This window comes from Methylobacterium sp. (assembly GCF_019745455.1).
GTDB lineage: Bacteria > Pseudomonadota > Alphaproteobacteria > Rhizobiales > Beijerinckiaceae > Methylobacterium.
Window position 1 is genome coordinate 91190 of the sequence record NZ_JAIETD010000050.1, and the last position, 15093, is coordinate 106282.

The window sequence follows — 15093 nt, forward strand, 5'->3', positions numbered from 1 at the left end:
GAGGGCGGCCCAAGCCCGATCGTCCGTAGAAGCGGTCCGTCAGAACTTGCCCAGCATCGGGAAATCCACGCTGAGCGTCGATTCCGCCGCGAGCGGCGCCTCGCGCTTGCGCGGCTTGCGGTTGATGACCTGCTTCAGCTTCGCCTTCAGCACGGACATGTCGAAGGGCTTGAGGATGAAGGCGTCGGCGCCGGCCTGGTGAGCCAGATTGATGTCCTCGAACTCGAACGATGCCTCGGTCAGGATGAAGGGCGTGTTCACCAGCGTGTCGTCGGCCCGAATCTCGCGCAGGAGCGAGAGGCCGTCCATCGGCTCCATGTCGAGATCGGCGATGACGAGGGCGTATTTGCGCTGGCGAAGGCGCTCGAGTGCCTCGAAGCCGTCGGTGACCCCCTCGACATCGGGGAAGCCGAGACGATTCATGAGGAGGATGACCAGGCGAAGAAGCTTCTCCTGGTCGTCGACGATGAGGATAGGGGGCGTCTCGCTCATGTTCTGGGACTCGAATGGCGTCGTGGTCTCATGCTCGATCTTCGAGCATCAGGAACTGGCACCGGTCACGATTCATACGAAGAGGTGATCGATGCCCTGCTTGGACATCGACTCCGTCTGCAGGGCGACGGCGAGCGAGTGGATGGCCGGCGCCCTCGGCGTGCCGCGCTGGAACATCGGCAGAAGGTTGGATTTCTGAAACAGTGCCTCGTTGGCGGTATTGCGCACGGCCGTCGCGAAGGAGTTGACGAACTCCCGCTTCGCGATCTCGCGCCACTCCACGATCTGCACGTCCCGGTGCCGGCTGTCGGCGCTGATGCGCCCGAAGGTGTCGTTCACCGACATCCGCTCGCCCTCGATGATCTGGGCTGCGAAGTTCTGGTCGACGACCAGGAAGCTCGTGATCACCGAGAATTCGTTCTTCTTCTGGGCTTGACGCGTGATTTCGCCGAGCTGCCGAGCACGGGTCGGCGCGTCGGCGGCGAGGTTGAGCCGCGAGAAGTAGATGAGATGGACGAGCGTCGTCCGTTTGTTCTTCATGACACCATGAGTCCAGGTTCGCCCGCATGAACCATAAGGCCGACGACCATAACGGGGCGTAAACGACGCCCCAACGATCGGCCTCCCGGCAAAACCTGCCGGGAGGCCGAGACAACAGGACGGTTTCTGCCGGGCCCGACCATTTGAGGCGTAACGATATCAACGACTTAAGTCAGGCACGCGGCTTGCGCCGCCCTTGTCCGGAAACAGCCCGGTCGACGTCGCACGTCGCCGAAGGGTTCGGGACAAGAGGGATCAGGCCATGGATGTCTTCACCGCTCTGCAGACGGCCGTCTCGGGTCTGAAGGCGCAATCCTTCTCCCTCGACAACATCTCCGGCAACATCGCGAACTCGCAGACGACCGGGTACAAGCGAATCGACACCAGCTTCGTCGATCTCATCGCCGAGCAGCAGACGCCGAGCCGTCAGGTCGCCGGTTCGGTCGGCGCGTATTCGCGCCTGACCACGACGATCCAGGGCAGTTTCGATGCCACCGACATCGGCACCAACATGGCGCTGAACGGCGACGGCTTCTTCGTGGTCCAGACCAAGTCCAGCGACGCCGCCGGCCAACCGACCTTCCAGACCGGAGATAAATATACCCGCCGCGGCGATTTCGCACCGGACAAGGACGGCTACCTCGTCAATGGAGGCGGCTCCTATCTCAAGGGGACGACCATCAATCCAGCCACCGGGCAAGTCTCGTCCGAAGGTCCCGTCAGGGTCTCCACCTCGCTGCTCGCCGCGAAGCCGACGACCTCGATCACCTATTCGGCGAATCTACCCAAGACGCCGGCCACGACGAACGTTTCGGCCGACCTTCCAGGCTCGGAACTGCTTCCCACAGCCGGCTTTGCCAACAACCCGCCTGGCGCAAACCCAATTGGCCCAGCCGCGGTGATGCCGAACGAAGAATCCCTGCTCCTCGACAACAGCATTCTCGGTCCGTCCTTGACCCTGTACTCAGCGAGCGGCGGCCCGGTGAGCCTCGCGACCCGCTGGGCCAAGGTCGACAACGCGACCACTGGTGCCGGCGACGTGTGGAACCTGTTCTACCTCGCTAACAGCACCGCTACATCGATGACGACTCCGCCCGTGCCCAAATGGATCAACGCCGGAACCGACTTTACCTTCAACGCCAGCGGCCAACTTACATCGCCCGCTGCCACCTCGACCCCCATCCCTGACGTCACCATTGATGGCGCAAATTTGGGTCCTATCTCCCTGAACTACGGCGCCGGCGGCTTGACCCAGTACAACACCGCCGATGGGCGCGTGACGACGAATACGCAGCAGCAGGACGGCTATGCCTCGGGCTCTCTGCTGAGCACCCAGGTCGGCGACGACGGCACCATTTCGGGCACCTACAGCAACGGCAGCACCCTCGCCCTCGCCCGTATCAACGTCGTCCAGTTCGCCAATTCCGACGGCCTGAAATCGGATTCCTACGGCAATTACGAGCAGACCCTCGGTTCCGGGCCCGCACTCCTCGGACTCAAGGGGACGACCATCATCGGCGGCAACGTCGAGCGGTCGAATACCGACATTGCCGGCGAATTCTCTAAGATGATCGTAACCCAGCAGGCGTACTCAGCAAACACCAAAGTCATGTCCACGGCGCAGGATATGATGAGCGCCCTGATCAACATCATCCGGTGAGGTAGGTCCGAGACGCGCGAACGAGGGATTGAGGAGAGCCGACAATGGCATCGAATGCCCTGAACACCGCCACCGCCGGCCTGCGGGTCACGCAGGCCGCGATCGGCGTCGTCTCGCAGAACATCGCGAATGTCGGAACCTCGGGCTACGTCAAGCGCACCCTCTCGACGGTGAGCACGGGCGTCGGCAATTCCAGCGTCGCGACGGGCATGATCAACCGCAACCTCGACGAGGCGGCGCAGACGCAGTTGCGGTTGGAGACGTCGGGAGCCTCCTATACCGGGCTCATCGCGAACGTTCGCGGCCAGCTCGACAAGCTCTACGGCAACCCGGGCAGCCCCACTGCCTTGGACGGCGTCGTCAACAGCTTCGCGCAATCGCTTCAGGGACTGGCTGCCGACCCGACCTCCCCGCCGGCCCGCTCCACCGTCGTCGACAGCGCCTCGAACCTCGCCTCGAAGATCGGTACCATCGCGCAAGGGGTGCAATCCCTGCGCGGGATGACCGAGAAACAGATCGCGATCGACGTCCGCGACGCCAACGCCATCCTGTCCTCGATCGCCACCCTCAACACCAAGATCAGCGCCACCTTCGACGATGCCGCCAAGGCCGACCTCCTCGACCAGCGCGACCAGAAGGTCACGGCCCTGTCGAGCTACCTCGACGTCAAGTCCATACCGCAGCGCGACGGCACCGCGACGATCGTGAGCGGCTCCGGGCTGACCCTGGTCGAGCGAGGCGGCGCAACGACCCTGAAGTTCGACGAGCGGCCCTCGCTCGCGGCGGACGCGGTCTATTCGAAGGTTCCGTCGGAACGAGGCGTCGGCACCATCACGGCAACCCAGCCGGGCGGGGCCACGATCGACCTCATCGGGACGAATGCGATCCGTTCGGGCTCCCTCGCGGCCGGCATCGAGCTGCGCGACACCATCCTCGTGCAGGCCCAGACCCAGCTCGACGACCTTGCCGCAGGACTGGCCCGCACGTTCTCCGACAAGACCGTCGTCGGCACGCAAACCACGAGCGGTGGTTTTGAACTCGACCCCTCAGGGATGCAGGTCGGGAACGCCATCACCATTCCCGTAAATGTGGGCGGGAAGGACATTTTCGTTACCCTCGTCGCCTCTAATCAAGATAGCGCTCCAGTCGATCCGTCCCTGACGACAGATTCGTCTATTTATACGCAAACTTTCAAGATTTCCGGCGATCCGCCGACTTATGATGTTAATGACGTTCAAGACGCTCTCGATAAAGTCTCGCTCCGGTTTTCCGGGAACGGCCAATTGCCTTTGCCGACCCTCACGGCATCGGGTGGCGGAGCCCAGTTGACGATCACGGGCACATCCGGCGCAACCGTCACCGGCGCCAGCGCCAGTGTGACCGTGCCGACGCCTGACAATCAGACCCTGACCGGCCAGCCGCAATTCGCCCTGTTCGTCGATGGCCCCTCGAACAAACTCTTTACCGGCTCCCTCGACGGGCCAGCGCAGCTCACCGGTTTCGCCCAGCGGATCAAGATCAATCCGACCGTGGCCAAGGACACTTCCAGCCTAGTCAAGATTAGCCCCGGCACCCTCAACGGCGACACGACCCGACCCGAATTCCTCTACGACGCCCTCACGGCGACCGACCGTGCGTTCTCGGCGGCGAGCGGGATCGGCGGCGTAAAGGCGCGGTTCAGCGACAGCGTACAGGGATTTGCCCAGCGCATCGTCGATGCCCAGGGGGCGGCTGCGGCCAATGCCCAGGATCTCGACGAGGGCCAGGGGATCGCCTTGTCAGCAGCTCGGAGCCGCTACGCGTCGGAAGCCGGCGTCAAGATCGACGACGAGATGTCGAACCTGATCCAGCTCCAGACGGCCTACAGCGCCAACGCGCGGGTGCTCACCGCCGCCCGCGACATGCTCGACACCCTGATGCGGATCTAAGCCCATGGCCATCAAGCCCTTCACCGCCGGGACCTACGTCTCAGACCGCAATGCGGCCAACATCGCCTCGATGAAGTCGAGGCTCGATACGCTCTCGACCCAGCTCGCTACGCAGCGGACCGCGGACAGCTATGGCGGTCTCGGCGCGGGGCGGACCACGAGCCTGAGCGCCCACGCCACGCTTTCCTCCCTCGACGGCTACGATGCCGCCATCAACGGCGCGAGCGTACGCGTCAATCTCGCCAGCGCCAGCATCACCCAGGTCGTCACCCTCGGCGACGAGGTCCGCTCGGCTCTGGCCTCGGCCGGCACCTTCGGCAGCGGCGGGGCGGTCGACAACTCCATCAAGATCGCCAGGAGCAATCTCGACTCCGCCCTCGACGCCCTGAACCAGCAAGCAGCCGGGCGCTACCTGTTCGGCGGCCGCGAGACCGACAAGCCCCCGGTGGCCAGCAGCGACGTGATTTTGAACGGTGACCCTAGCCTCGGCCTCGACGGCCTCAAGGCCGTGATAGCGGAACGCAAGACCGCGGATGGGACGCTAAGAAGCAAGGATGCAAACTTAAATGACGTCATCGGCGGGTTGACCGTCGAGCAAGCGACCGCGGGAACGTTCTCGTTGTCCGAGGGGACGAACGAAGCCAATCGCGCCAATTTCGGATTCATCCTCCAAAAGGTCGTGAGTTCTAATCAGTCGGCAATCTCCGTGACCCCGACGGCCGCAGTGGCACCCACGGTGACGCCTGTCTTCGAAACCGCCCCCATAGATGGCGACATCGTTCGCGTTACCATTAACCAGGACGATGGCAGCCAAAAGCTCGTGGATTATAAGACGAGCAGTAAGTCGCCTCTCGGCCCAAACGAGTTCGCGTCGGGAGCCGGAGCCGCGGCCAGTTTGACGACGGTGCTGAGTAAAGATTGGAAAGGCAAGACGGTGGCGGCGGCCCAGAGCGGAACCCCTCCGGGAATCTCCCTCGCCTTCGCCGGCGGGACAGCGGCAAGCGACTCTATCGCGGTCTCCGCCGCGACTCCCCCGGCAGCTGGCGATACCGTTACGGTGACCCTCGGCCTGCGCGACGGCACCTCCACGACGATCACTCTGACCGCCAAGGCATCGGACCCTCTGGGCGTCAACGAGTTCCGGATCAACACAGATCCGGCTCTCACGGCGGCACAGCAAAGCCAAGAGACCGCCAAGTCCCTTCAAAGCAAGCTCGCGGCTGCCCTCGACAAGAGCGCCACGACGACGCTCGCCGCGTCGTCCTCCGTGCTGGCGTCACAGGATTTCTTCGCGGGCTCGAAGCAGGCAGCCTTCGCGCCGCGCCGTTGGGACGAGGACAATGGCGGCTTCGTCTCCCAGCCGGCCGATCCCGACAATTCCGAGCTCAAGAAAACCGTGATCTGGTACACCGGCGACGACACGGCGGCCGATCCGCGCACGACCGCGACGGTCCAGGTCGATGCCAACCGCAAGGTCGGGATCGGCGCGCAGGCGAACGAGGCTCCGATCCAGAAGGTGCTCGCCGGCATCGCGGCTTTGGCCGCCGAGAGCTTCAGCGATCCCACGAACGGCACCGTCGAGAACGCCCGCTACCAGGAACTCACCGAGCGCACGCGCACGGTTCTGACCTCAAGTCGCGCCGCGGACAGCATCGAGAGCATCGCGAGCGATCTCAGCCTCGCGGCCAAGAACATGGCCGATGCCAAGACGCAGAACAGCGATACGCGGGCCGTGCTGGAGAATACCCTCGACGGGATCGACACGGTCGACACCAACGCCGTGACGGTGGCACTCCTGTCGCTCCAGACGCAGCTCCAGGCGAGCTACCAGGTCACCTCGACGCTCTCGAAGCTGTCGCTGGTCAACTACATGAACTGATGGCAGAGCCCTCCTTCGGGAAGAGGGGCGCACATGGTCATCCGGTCCGTCATCTGGCTCGCGCTGCTGACCGCACCGGTCGCCGCCGCCGAGAAGCCTGTCCCGTGGGACCCGACGTCGGGGCTCCGCCCTTGCCCGCGCCACGGCGGCGGCTTCGTGAAGGCTCCGGGGAGCGAGACCTGCATCCGGCTCTCGGGCCGGCTCTCGACGGATCTCATCGCCCGCGATCGTCGCGAGCGCATGGCGCCGATCGTGGCGCCCACCGGTCGGATCGCGATCGATACCCGCACCGAGACCGAATACGGCCCGGTGCGGACTTTCGTGCGTGTCGGCGGCGGTCGCTGAGAGGCTGCAGGCCTACAGGCTACGCGACAGGATCAGCGGCTGGCTGCCAGCCGCTCCCGGCCGCCCGTAGGGCGAGGGCGCGGTCGAGGGCATGCCGTAGACCGTCGGGACGCGCGCCCGGCTCATGTCGTCGGCGAGGGTCTTCACCAGGTTCTCGGCGACCGAGCGGGCGGTGGCGAGGACCATCTGGTTCGTCTCGACGATGCCGGCGAAGCGCTTGTGCGCGGCCTTGAGGCTCTCGATCGCGTCCGGCGCGAAGCGGGCGAGGGCAATCGCGTTAGCCTTGGCGGTCTCCAGGCCCTGCAGATAGGCGCCCATCAGGCTCGCCTTGCGCTCGCTGTCCTTCAGCCCCTCGCGCAGGCGCCCCTGGCGTACGAAGCCGCTCTCGGCGTCGAGCACGGCCTCCAGTGCCGTCATCGTCGCCAGCACCTGCGCCACGAGGGCGGCGGCGCCGGTCCGGTCGGTGATGCGGAGGGTCTTGCTGTCGCTATGCTGCACGGCTGGCCTCCTGCATCCGCATCATCTCGCGGTAGACCTGGTCGCCGATGCCGACGCCGCCGCTCTTCACGATCTGGCCGGCATATTCCTTGGTGAGCATCGAGCGGTAGACGCCGCCGCCGGTGCCGTTCTCGCCCAAGGGTCCGTCGGTCCCTTGCGAGGCGGTGAGCTTGTCGAGGCTGTTCTCGAGGAACATCGTCTCGAACTCGGTGGCGGTCTTGCGGGCTTTGACCGCCTTCGGGTCGGCTGCCTCGGCGAGGCTCTTGGTATCGGCGAGACTCTTGGTCCTGCCGTTGCCGCTGAGGCCGGCGGCGATGTCGCCGACGATGGATTTCCCGACGCCGATGGCGGCGGAGACCGCGAAAGGAGCGAGCATCATGGCGGTTACCTCGATGTGAGAGGGAAGGAGAGGGACGGCATCGGCTCACATCACCTCGATATCGGCCTGGAGCGCGCCGGCGGCCTTGATGGCCTGGAGGATCGAGATGAGGTCGCGCGGGCCGACGCCGAGGGCGTTGAGCCCATCGACGAGCTCGCGGAGGGTCACGCCTTCCTTGACCAGCGCCAGCTTGTTGCCGTCGCCTGTATCGACCCTGACGCCGGTACGCGGAACCACCACGGTCTGGCCCTGGCTGAGCGGGGCGGGCTGGCTCACCTGCGGCTGCTCGGTGATGGTGACGGTGAGGTTGCCCTGCGCGATCGCGACGGTGGAGACGCGCACGTCGCGTCCCATCACGATGATGCCGGAGCGCTCGTCCACCACCACCCGGGCGGTCTGGTCGGGCTCGACCTTCAGCTGTTCGATCTCGGTGACGAGGCGGATCATGTTGCCGTTGTAGCGGGCCGGGATCTGCAGGGTGACCGTTGCCGGATCGGTGGGCTCGGCGGTGTCGGCGCCCATGAAGTCGTTGATCGCGGCGGCGATCCGCTTCGAGGTGGTGAAGTCGGGATTGCGCAGGGAAAGGCGCAGAGAGCGCATGTCGTTCATCTTGAACGCCATCTCGCGCTCGATCATCGCCCCGTTGGGCACTCGCCCGTTGGTGGGCACGCCGCGGGTGATCTTGGCGGCATCGCCCTCGGCCGAGAATCCGGCGATGGCCACCGAGCCCTGCGCCAGAGCGTAGACCTCGCCGTCGGCGCCCAGCAGCGGCGTCACCAGCAGCGTACCGCCCTGGAGCGACTTGGCGTCGCCAAGGGAGGACACGGTGATGTCGATGCGGTTCCCTTGGGTGCCGAAGGGAGGCAGGCTCGCGGTCACCATCACGGCGGCGAGATTCTGAGTGCGCATGGTGGCGCCGCGGGTGTTGACGCCGAGGCGCTCCAGCATCGCCTGCAGCGATTGCCTGGTGAAGGGGATGTTGTTGAGGGTGTCGCCGGTGCCGTTGAGACCGACGACGATGCCGTAGCCGACCAGCTGATTCTGGCGCACGCCCTCGATCGAGGCGAGGTCCTTCACCCGAGACAGGGCGGACGCGCCGCCCATGAATCCCATGAGGAGGGCTGCCATCATCGCCGGCACGGCGAAGAATCGGCGGAGGGGGGATCGATCGGGGCGGATCGCGAGGGACATGGAGCCTGATGGGCGAGAGCGGATCGCCTTTCGATCAGCCAGGATCATGCCAGATGGCCGCGTTCAGCAAGTTACTGAAATAGAATGATTTTTAATGAGAGGCGGCGCTGCTGGCCCGATAGATGACCCCGCCGTTCCTGCCGACCCGGCAGAAGCTGCCGGGTCGTTTACGTCCGATTAACCATGTCGGCCCGATGGTACTGGCGGAGGGGCGAGCGCCCCACAGGATCGGCGGTTCCCATGCGTGTCGACACCCGTTTCGTCGCCCAGGCCGCGGGCCCCGCCGCGAGCGGGCGCCGGCCGGAGGCCGCCACCGCCTTCGCCCTCGAACACCATTCCGCAGCGGCGGCCGCGGCCGGAAGCCCCGCGGCGGCCTCACTCGCAGGCCTCGACGCGATCCTCACCCTTCAAGGGCAGTCTGAGACGCCGAAGGAGCGCCGCCGCCGATCGGCCCAGCGCGGACACGAGCTCCTCGACGGCCTCGACAGGTTGAAAGCCTCCCTCCTGTCGGGAAAGGTCTCGACCCGAGATCTGCAGGCCATCGCCGGCCGCCTCTCGGATCGTGCCGGCCTGAGCGGCGATCCTCGGCTCGACGGCCTCGTCGCCGATATCGAGCTTCGCGCCGCGGTGGAACTGGCGAAGCTGCAGGTGGGGCAGGGGGGCGGACGAGCGTAGGCTCTTGCGGCTGGCCTGACCTTTCCGCTGACTGAGGCGCGGTCGTCATAGAGGCTTTGACCCTCCTACGTCCGGCCCAGGCCGTTCGTTGGCCGATGCAGGCGTTGACGCCCGGCCCCTGATCTTCGACAAGGCCCGCGATGCGAACCGGCGGCCGACCGTCGCGCCTGCGTTCCGGCCCCGATGCTCTTCAACTCGTTTCCCTTTCTCCTCGCCTTCCTGCCGGCCGCGCTGATCCTGCACGGGCTCGCCGCCCGTTTCCGGCCGGACTGGCGGCTTCCCGTCCTCCTCGCCCTATCCTTCGTGTTCTACGGCTGGTGGGACGTGCGCTTCGTGCCCCTGCTCGCCGGATCGATCGGGCTGAACTGGTTCGTGGCGTTGCTCTTCCTGAGGAGCGGCGCGGGCTGGCTGATCCCCCTCGCCATCGGCCTCAACCTCGCCGTCCTGGCCCTGTTCAAGTACCTGAATTTCTTTGCCGATCTCGCCAACCTCGTGCCCGGGCTCACCCTGCCGCACGCCGATCTCGTTCTGCCGCTCGGGATCTCGTTCTTTACCTTCCACCATGTCATGTACCTGGTGGATCTGCGTGCCGGCCGGGCACCGCCCTACGACCTCCTGCGCTACGCCCTCTACATCGCGTTCTTCCCGCAGGTGCTGGCCGGCCCGCTCGTGCGCTGGCGCGAGATCATGCACCAGTTCGACGAGGCGCCTTATGCCCGCCCCGATGCGGCCGAGCGCTTCGGGCGCGGCATCCTCCTCCTCTGCGTCGGCCTGTCGAAGAAGGTGTTTCTCGGCGATCCCCTCGGGGCTCTCGTCAACCCGGTGTTCCAGGCCGCCGCCGCGGGGCAGGTCGTCACCATGGCGGAGGCCTGGCAGGCGGCTTTCGGCTTCACTTTCCAGATCTACTTCGACTTCTCGGGCTACACCGACATGGCGCTCGGCATCGCCCTGATGCTCGGAATCGTGCTGCCCCAGAACTTCGACGTGCCGTATCGCGCGGCCTCGCTGCAGGATTTCTGGCGGCGCTGGCACATGACGCTGTCGCGGTTCCTCCGGGACTACCTCTACATCCCGCTCGGCGGCAACCGGCATGGCCTCGCCCTGCAGTTCGGCGCCCTCTTCGCCACCATGACTCTCGGCGGCCTCTGGCACGGGGCGGGCCTGACCTTCGTCGCATGGGGCGCCGCCCATGGCGCCGGGCTCGGAGCCGGCCTTCTCTGGCGCCGGGCCGGGCTGCCGATGCCGGCGATCCTCGGCTGGGCGCTCACCTTCGTGTTCGTCGTCCTGACCTGGGTGCTGTTCCGCGCCACCAGCTTCGAGGCCGCGATCGCGATCTACAAGGGCCTGTTCGGCCTCGCCCCCACCGGGGGAGGATTGCGCTGGCGGACCCTTGCGCTCGCGGCCGCCGCCGCGATGCTGGGGCCGAGCGCCTGGGTCGCGGTCCAGCGGGTCCAGCCCTCCCGCCTCGCAGCGATCCTGTGCGGCCTCCTGTTCGTCGTCCTCCTCCTCAAGATCGGGGACGATGCGAACTACGACTTCATCTACTTCCAGTTCTGACCGATGGGGCAGGGCTGGCGCGCATTCTCGATCTCATTCGGCGCCGCCGCGGCGGCGATCCTCGCCGGCTACGTTGCCCTCGCCTACCTCGTCGATCCCTACGATACCGGGCGCTCGCCCATTGGCTGGAAAACGGGCGTGCGGCCGCAGGGGCCGCGTACGGCGGTGGCGAGCCGGGGGCGCGACCCGGCCTTCGACGGCGCGATCATCGGCAACTCGCACATTCAGCTCGTCTCGCCCGAGCGCCTCGCCGAGAAGGCCCGCATCCCGTTCGTGCAGCTCTCGGTGCCCGCGACGAGCCCGGCCGAGCACTTCGCGATCCTTGGCTGGTACCTGCGTCATCACGCCGATCCCAAGGCGATCGTCATCGCCCCGGACGAGTACTGGTGCACCGACGATCCCGCCCTGCCGAACCCGAAATCCTTTCCGTTCTGGCTCCTGGCGGACTCGACGCCGGCCTACCTGCGCGGGCTGATGCGGTTCTCGGCCGCGCAGGAGGTGGTCAACCGCCTCGGCCGGGCCTCACGCCGCAACCCCTCCCGCGCGCGGCCGGATGGCTGGTCGGATTACGAGCCCACCTATCTCGGCCTTGCGGCGAACGATCCGCGGGGCGCGGCGCAGCAGGCAGCCCAGCGAGACACGCCCGCGCCGGACGGACCCGATCCGGGCCGTGGCGGCCCCCGGTTTCCCGCCGCCGACCGGTTCGCCGACATCGCCGCGCGCCTGCCCGCGACCACCGCCCTCGTCGTGGTGTTTCCGCCGATCTCGCCTGCTACCCTGCCGCGGCCCGGCACCGTGCGGGAGGCAGCCGAGACTGCCTGCAAGGACGCTGTCGCGGCGGCGGCCCGTCGGCATCCCCGCACCGCCGTCCTCGATTGGCGGACCCGCCGGCCGGACCTCGCCGATCCCAGCCTTTTCTTCGACCAGGGGCATTACCGCCGGCCCGTCGCCGACTCGCTCGCCGATGGGATTGCCGCTGCGCTGGAGACCCTTCGGTGATCCTGGCCTGCTGGACGATGAAATCCGGGCGTACACTTTCGTACGGATCTCGACAATTGTAGAGCCAGCACCCGGCGACCATCAGTCGTTGCGTGTTTACCGCAGCTTGACGCGTTCCGCGCGACCCTTGGTCCCGAACAGCCAGGGTGCGTTGTGGTCAAGGCGAGGCTCGACTATAGGCTCGCCAAACATCGCCGCAGACCGGCCGCGACCGTAGGGCGAAGGGTGTCAGGATGGCCAAGGTCACGATCGAGGACGGATACGTACCCACTGACAGCGAGCCGTTCATGAACGAGCGGCAGCGCGAGTACTTCCGCCGCAAGCTCCTCGGCTGGAAAAGCGACATCATGCGCGAGGCGCAGGACACGCTGGTCGCGCTTCAGAGCGAGAACGAGAACCATCCCGACATCGCCGACCGTGCCTCGTCCGAGACCGATCGGGCGATCGAACTCCGGGCCCGCGACCGCCAGCGCAAGCTCACCGGCAAGATCGACGCCGCCCTCGCGCGGATCGAGGACGGCACCTACGGCTATTGCGAAGAGACCGGCGAGCCGATCTCGCTCAAACGCCTCGACGCAAGGCCGATCGCCACACTGTCCCTCGAGGCGCAGGAGCGACACGAGCGCCGCGAGCGGGTCTATCGCGACGATTGAGCCTACCCGCCTCTCGCAAGGGCGAAGTCAAGCAATTTCCTCAACGGGTCCAGCGCGATCATTGATCTTTCGCGCAGGTCTCGCGCGATCACTTGCCAAGACAACCCTCGAGCGCGAGCTTGGCCAAAGGAACCTTGCCGGTCCGCCAAGTCTTCCTGATGGAAACTCTCCATCAAGGAAACAAGCATGGACAACGAAGTTCTGATTCTCGTCCTGGCGCTGGCGACGCTCGGCATCGTCATCGGCGTGGCCCTCTGGAGCCGTGCCAGGGTCGCCGCCGCCAAGAACGATCCGCAGCGCTCCGCCTTCACCGAGCATCACGGCGGCGCGCCCCGGCCGAACCGGCCCGGCACCGAGCACTAAGCGGCTCGCGAAGATCGGCACCGGACGGCAAGTGAGTCCGGTGCCTCCCATCGCCGATGGTCCACCGGAACTCGGCCGTAACGAACGTTCCCGCGTCGTCCTTCGCCCTAGAACGGCAGAAGAACGTCGACGAGCTGCTGGCCGTAGCGCGGCTGTTGCACATCGGTGATCTGGCCGCGCCCGCCATAGGCGATGCGGGCCTGGGCGATCTTGGTCGATTCGATGGTGTTGTCCGACTCGATGTCCTCGGGACGGACGACACCCGCCACGATGAGTTCCCGGACCTCGAAGTTGATCCGGATTTCCTGCTTGCCCTCGACCACGAGGTTTCCGTTCGGAAGGATCTGGGTGACGATGGCGGCGACGCTCGTGGTCACCGTCTCGTTGCGCTGAACCGAGCCGGTGCCTTCGCTCGACGTGTCCGAGGTCCCCTTGATCAGCGACGCCGGATCGACGCCAGCGGCCAGGATCGCCTTGTTGGTCTCCAACCCGAAAGCATTCGGGAGCCCGAGATTCTCCGCATTGGTGCGCGAGCGCTTGGTTTCGTTGTTGAGATTGGCCCTGTCCGTGACGTTGACCTTGACGGTCACGAGATCGCCGATTCGGGCGGCGCGCTGATCCTTGAAGAAGGCACGCGAGCCGGTGCGCCAGAGCGAATTCGGCGCGTAGGAGACCGGCTGGATGTCGGGCATCGGCAGCCGCACCGGCTTGTATCCGGGCTGGGCGGTCGGGTCCTCGATCGCCGAGAGGGCAGGCGTCGCACCGATCTGCGAGAGGCGATCGACGGTATTGCAAGCACCGAGACCGAGGCAGACGACCAGGGTCGCGGCGAGACGGTGCGGGAGGGAAGCGTTCATCGGGATACCGAATGCTGTCGTGATGAGGCGGCTCAGCGGGCGAGCGCGGCGGATTCGAGGGTCGCCTGGCGCGCCGGTGCCGCCGGGCCGACGGAAACCCGTCCGGGGCCGATCACGGTACCGGTGATCACCTTCTTGGAGATCGGATTGGTCACGCTGACGATCGCGCCGACACGGCCGCTCTCATTGGCGATGCCACGCAGAGACAGATTGAGGCCGGGAGAATCGAAGACCATGGTCACGGCCTCCCCGCGGCTCACGAGATCCGGCGGCGCGACGTCGCCCGAACGCAGGACCGATCCGGCGCTCAAGGTGCGCTGCGCGACCTGCCCGACGAGAGAAGCGCTGTTCGACTGGGCGTCCGCCGGGCTCGCCTCGCGCAGGCGCCGCTCGGTCGTCAGGTCGGCGGCCACGAGGGCCTCGCCGCGGTTGAGGGCACGGCCGAGGACCACGACCTCGCGGATCTCGACGACTTGTCCGGTCACGCGCAGCGAAGCCTGACGATCGCCCAGCGTGACGAGGGCGGCGACCCGCTTCGATCTCGCGTCGTAGGTGACATCGACGGCATTCGCCGGCCCATCGAGGTCGACCGGAGCGAGTAGCGTCGGGGACTCGTCGTCGAGCCGCAGGGCGAGGTTGCGCCCGTCGAGACCGTAGCTCGCCTCGAGCGTGCGCTTGACCGCGGCCTCGATCTCGGCCGCACCGACCCGGCGTGCGGCGCGCATGATCGCCACCTGGGAACGTCCGCCCGTTTCGACGTCGCCGAGGCCGAGGCGCGCAACGGCCTCGACGATGCGACGGGCCTGGATCGTGCCGGACGCGCCGAGGGCGGGCGAGCGAAACAGAGCCTGGCGCGCCACGTCGGCAGCGGCCCCTTCGATGAGATCGCCGAGGGTGAGCACATCGCCACGGGCGGTGACGTCGCCGCGGAGCCGAAGCCGCGTCGGCTCGGCGAGCACCGGCAGGGTCAGGATGCCGAGGACGGCGAGGGCCAGCAGGGTGCGGATGATGGCACCGGCGCTCAGCGGAGCGACGCGGGGCCGAGCGACGTGGTGGACCGGCTTGAGCACGTACATG

16 protein-coding genes are annotated in these 15093 nt (G+C 66.6%); 9 read left to right on the forward strand and 7 right to left on the reverse strand.

Annotation, left to right across the window (positions count from 1 at the left end; all coding sequences use genetic code 11):
* Positions 1 to 39: 39 nt before the first annotated feature.
* Positions 40 to 492, reverse strand: a complete 453-nt coding sequence (locus K2Y56_RS12445) for a response regulator (protein WP_292507696.1) — start codon at positions 490 to 492, stop codon at positions 40 to 42.
* Positions 493 to 564: 72 nt separating this feature from the next.
* Positions 565 to 1032, reverse strand: a complete 468-nt coding sequence (locus K2Y56_RS12450) for a BLUF domain-containing protein (protein WP_292507697.1) — start codon at positions 1030 to 1032, stop codon at positions 565 to 567.
* A 262-nt stretch (positions 1033 to 1294) separates the two neighbouring features.
* Here K2Y56_RS12450 and K2Y56_RS12455 point away from each other — a divergent pair, with 262 nt between their 5' ends.
* The 4 genes from K2Y56_RS12455 to K2Y56_RS12470 are packed head-to-tail and all read left to right on the forward strand — an operon-like array spanning position 1295 to position 6844.
* Positions 1295 to 2692 (forward strand): flagellar hook protein FlgE, encoded by a 1398-nt coding sequence (locus tag K2Y56_RS12455; RefSeq protein ID WP_292507698.1) that lies wholly within the window; start codon positions 1295 to 1297, stop codon positions 2690 to 2692.
* A 44-nt stretch (positions 2693 to 2736) separates the two neighbouring features.
* A complete protein-coding gene (gene flgK / locus K2Y56_RS12460; RefSeq protein WP_292507699.1) occupies positions 2737 to 4620 on the forward strand; it encodes a flagellar hook-associated protein FlgK in 1884 nt (627 codons plus the stop codon).
* A gap of 4 nt (positions 4621 to 4624) precedes the next feature.
* Positions 4625 to 6499, forward strand: a complete 1875-nt coding sequence (locus K2Y56_RS12465) for a hypothetical protein (RefSeq protein WP_292507700.1) — start codon at positions 4625 to 4627, stop codon at positions 6497 to 6499.
* Positions 6500 to 6532: 33 nt separating this feature from the next.
* Positions 6533 to 6844: a porin gene (locus K2Y56_RS12470; protein ID WP_292507701.1), complete on the forward strand. Its 312-nt coding sequence runs from the start codon at positions 6533 to 6535 to the stop codon at positions 6842 to 6844.
* 12 nt (positions 6845 to 6856) lie between these two features.
* Here the strand turns inward: K2Y56_RS12470 and K2Y56_RS12475 are convergent, their stop codons facing one another.
* Genes K2Y56_RS12475 through K2Y56_RS12485 form a run of 3 tightly spaced genes read right to left on the reverse strand, consistent with a single transcriptional unit; the run spans position 6857 to position 8852 of the window.
* Positions 6857 to 7342, reverse strand: coding sequence for a hypothetical protein (locus K2Y56_RS12475; RefSeq protein WP_292507702.1), 486 nt, complete (start codon positions 7340 to 7342; stop codon positions 6857 to 6859).
* Positions 7332 to 7721: a rod-binding protein gene (locus tag K2Y56_RS12480; protein ID WP_292507703.1), complete on the reverse strand. Its 390-nt coding sequence runs from the start codon at positions 7719 to 7721 to the stop codon at positions 7332 to 7334. Before K2Y56_RS12480 ends, K2Y56_RS12475 begins: the two co-directional genes overlap by 11 nt.
* Before the next feature lie 45 nt (positions 7722 to 7766).
* Entirely contained in the window at positions 7767 to 8852 is a 1086-nt protein-coding gene (locus tag K2Y56_RS12485) for a flagellar basal body P-ring protein FlgI (RefSeq protein ID WP_292507704.1), read from the reverse strand.
* Positions 8853 to 9152: 300 nt separating this feature from the next.
* Between K2Y56_RS12485 and K2Y56_RS12490 the strand changes: the two genes are divergently transcribed.
* The 5 genes from K2Y56_RS12490 to K2Y56_RS12510 all read left to right on the forward strand — a co-directional run bounded on the left by K2Y56_RS12490 (position 9153) and on the right by K2Y56_RS12510 (position 13159).
* Positions 9153 to 9587, forward strand: a complete 435-nt coding sequence (locus tag K2Y56_RS12490; RefSeq protein WP_292507705.1) for a flagellar assembly protein FliX — start codon at positions 9153 to 9155, stop codon at positions 9585 to 9587.
* Positions 9588 to 9770: 183 nt separating this feature from the next.
* Entirely contained in the window at positions 9771 to 11144 is a 1374-nt protein-coding gene (locus K2Y56_RS12495) for an MBOAT family O-acyltransferase (protein ID WP_292507706.1), read from the forward strand.
* A 3-nt stretch (positions 11145 to 11147) separates the two neighbouring features.
* On the forward strand, positions 11148 to 12143 hold the full coding sequence (locus K2Y56_RS12500; RefSeq protein ID WP_292507707.1) for a hypothetical protein: 996 nt from the start codon (positions 11148 to 11150) through the stop codon (positions 12141 to 12143).
* A gap of 233 nt (positions 12144 to 12376) precedes the next feature.
* On the forward strand, positions 12377 to 12796 hold the full coding sequence (gene dksA, locus K2Y56_RS12505; protein ID WP_292507708.1) for an RNA polymerase-binding protein DksA: 420 nt from the start codon (positions 12377 to 12379) through the stop codon (positions 12794 to 12796).
* Between the two features lie 186 nt (positions 12797 to 12982).
* A complete protein-coding gene (locus tag K2Y56_RS12510) occupies positions 12983 to 13159 on the forward strand; it encodes a hypothetical protein (protein ID WP_292507709.1) in 177 nt (58 codons plus the stop codon).
* Positions 13160 to 13266: 107 nt separating this feature from the next.
* Here the strand turns inward: K2Y56_RS12510 and flgH are convergent, their stop codons facing one another.
* Entirely contained in the window at positions 13267 to 14016 is a 750-nt protein-coding gene (gene flgH, locus K2Y56_RS12515; protein ID WP_292507710.1) for a flagellar basal body L-ring protein FlgH, read from the reverse strand.
* A 32-nt stretch (positions 14017 to 14048) separates the two neighbouring features.
* Complete coding sequence (flgA, locus tag K2Y56_RS12520) at positions 14049 to 15092, reverse strand: flagellar basal body P-ring formation chaperone FlgA (RefSeq protein WP_292507711.1); 1044 nt, start codon at positions 15090 to 15092, stop codon at positions 14049 to 14051.
* Position 15093: the final 1 nt, after the last annotated feature.

Coding starts and splice junctions, on each gene's coding strand:
- K2Y56_RS12445 (WP_292507696.1), bottom strand. CDS start 492: ATGAGCGAGACGCCCCCTATCCTCATCGTCGACGACCAGGAGAAGCTT.
- K2Y56_RS12450 (WP_292507697.1), bottom strand. CDS start 1,032: ATGAAGAACAAACGGACGACGCTCGTCCATCTCATCTACTTCTCGCGG.
- K2Y56_RS12455 (WP_292507698.1), top strand. CDS start 1,295: ATGGATGTCTTCACCGCTCTGCAGACGGCCGTCTCGGGTCTGAAGGCG.
- flgK (WP_292507699.1), top strand. CDS start 2,737: ATGGCATCGAATGCCCTGAACACCGCCACCGCCGGCCTGCGGGTCACG.
- K2Y56_RS12465 (WP_292507700.1), top strand. CDS start 4,625: ATGGCCATCAAGCCCTTCACCGCCGGGACCTACGTCTCAGACCGCAAT.
- K2Y56_RS12470 (WP_292507701.1), top strand. CDS start 6,533: ATGGTCATCCGGTCCGTCATCTGGCTCGCGCTGCTGACCGCACCGGTC.
- K2Y56_RS12480 (WP_292507703.1), bottom strand. CDS start 7,721: ATGATGCTCGCTCCTTTCGCGGTCTCCGCCGCCATCGGCGTCGGGAAA.
- K2Y56_RS12485 (WP_292507704.1), bottom strand. CDS start 8,852: ATGATGGCAGCCCTCCTCATGGGATTCATGGGCGGCGCGTCCGCCCTG.
- K2Y56_RS12490 (WP_292507705.1), top strand. CDS start 9,153: ATGCGTGTCGACACCCGTTTCGTCGCCCAGGCCGCGGGCCCCGCCGCG.
- K2Y56_RS12495 (WP_292507706.1), top strand. CDS start 9,771: ATGCTCTTCAACTCGTTTCCCTTTCTCCTCGCCTTCCTGCCGGCCGCG.
- K2Y56_RS12500 (WP_292507707.1), top strand. CDS start 11,148: ATGGGGCAGGGCTGGCGCGCATTCTCGATCTCATTCGGCGCCGCCGCG.
- dksA (WP_292507708.1), top strand. CDS start 12,377: ATGGCCAAGGTCACGATCGAGGACGGATACGTACCCACTGACAGCGAG.
- K2Y56_RS12510 (WP_292507709.1), top strand. CDS start 12,983: ATGGACAACGAAGTTCTGATTCTCGTCCTGGCGCTGGCGACGCTCGGC.
- flgH (WP_292507710.1), bottom strand. CDS start 14,016: ATGAACGCTTCCCTCCCGCACCGTCTCGCCGCGACCCTGGTCGTCTGC.
- flgA (WP_292507711.1), bottom strand. CDS start 15,092: ATGTACGTGCTCAAGCCGGTCCACCACGTCGCTCGGCCCCGCGTCGCT.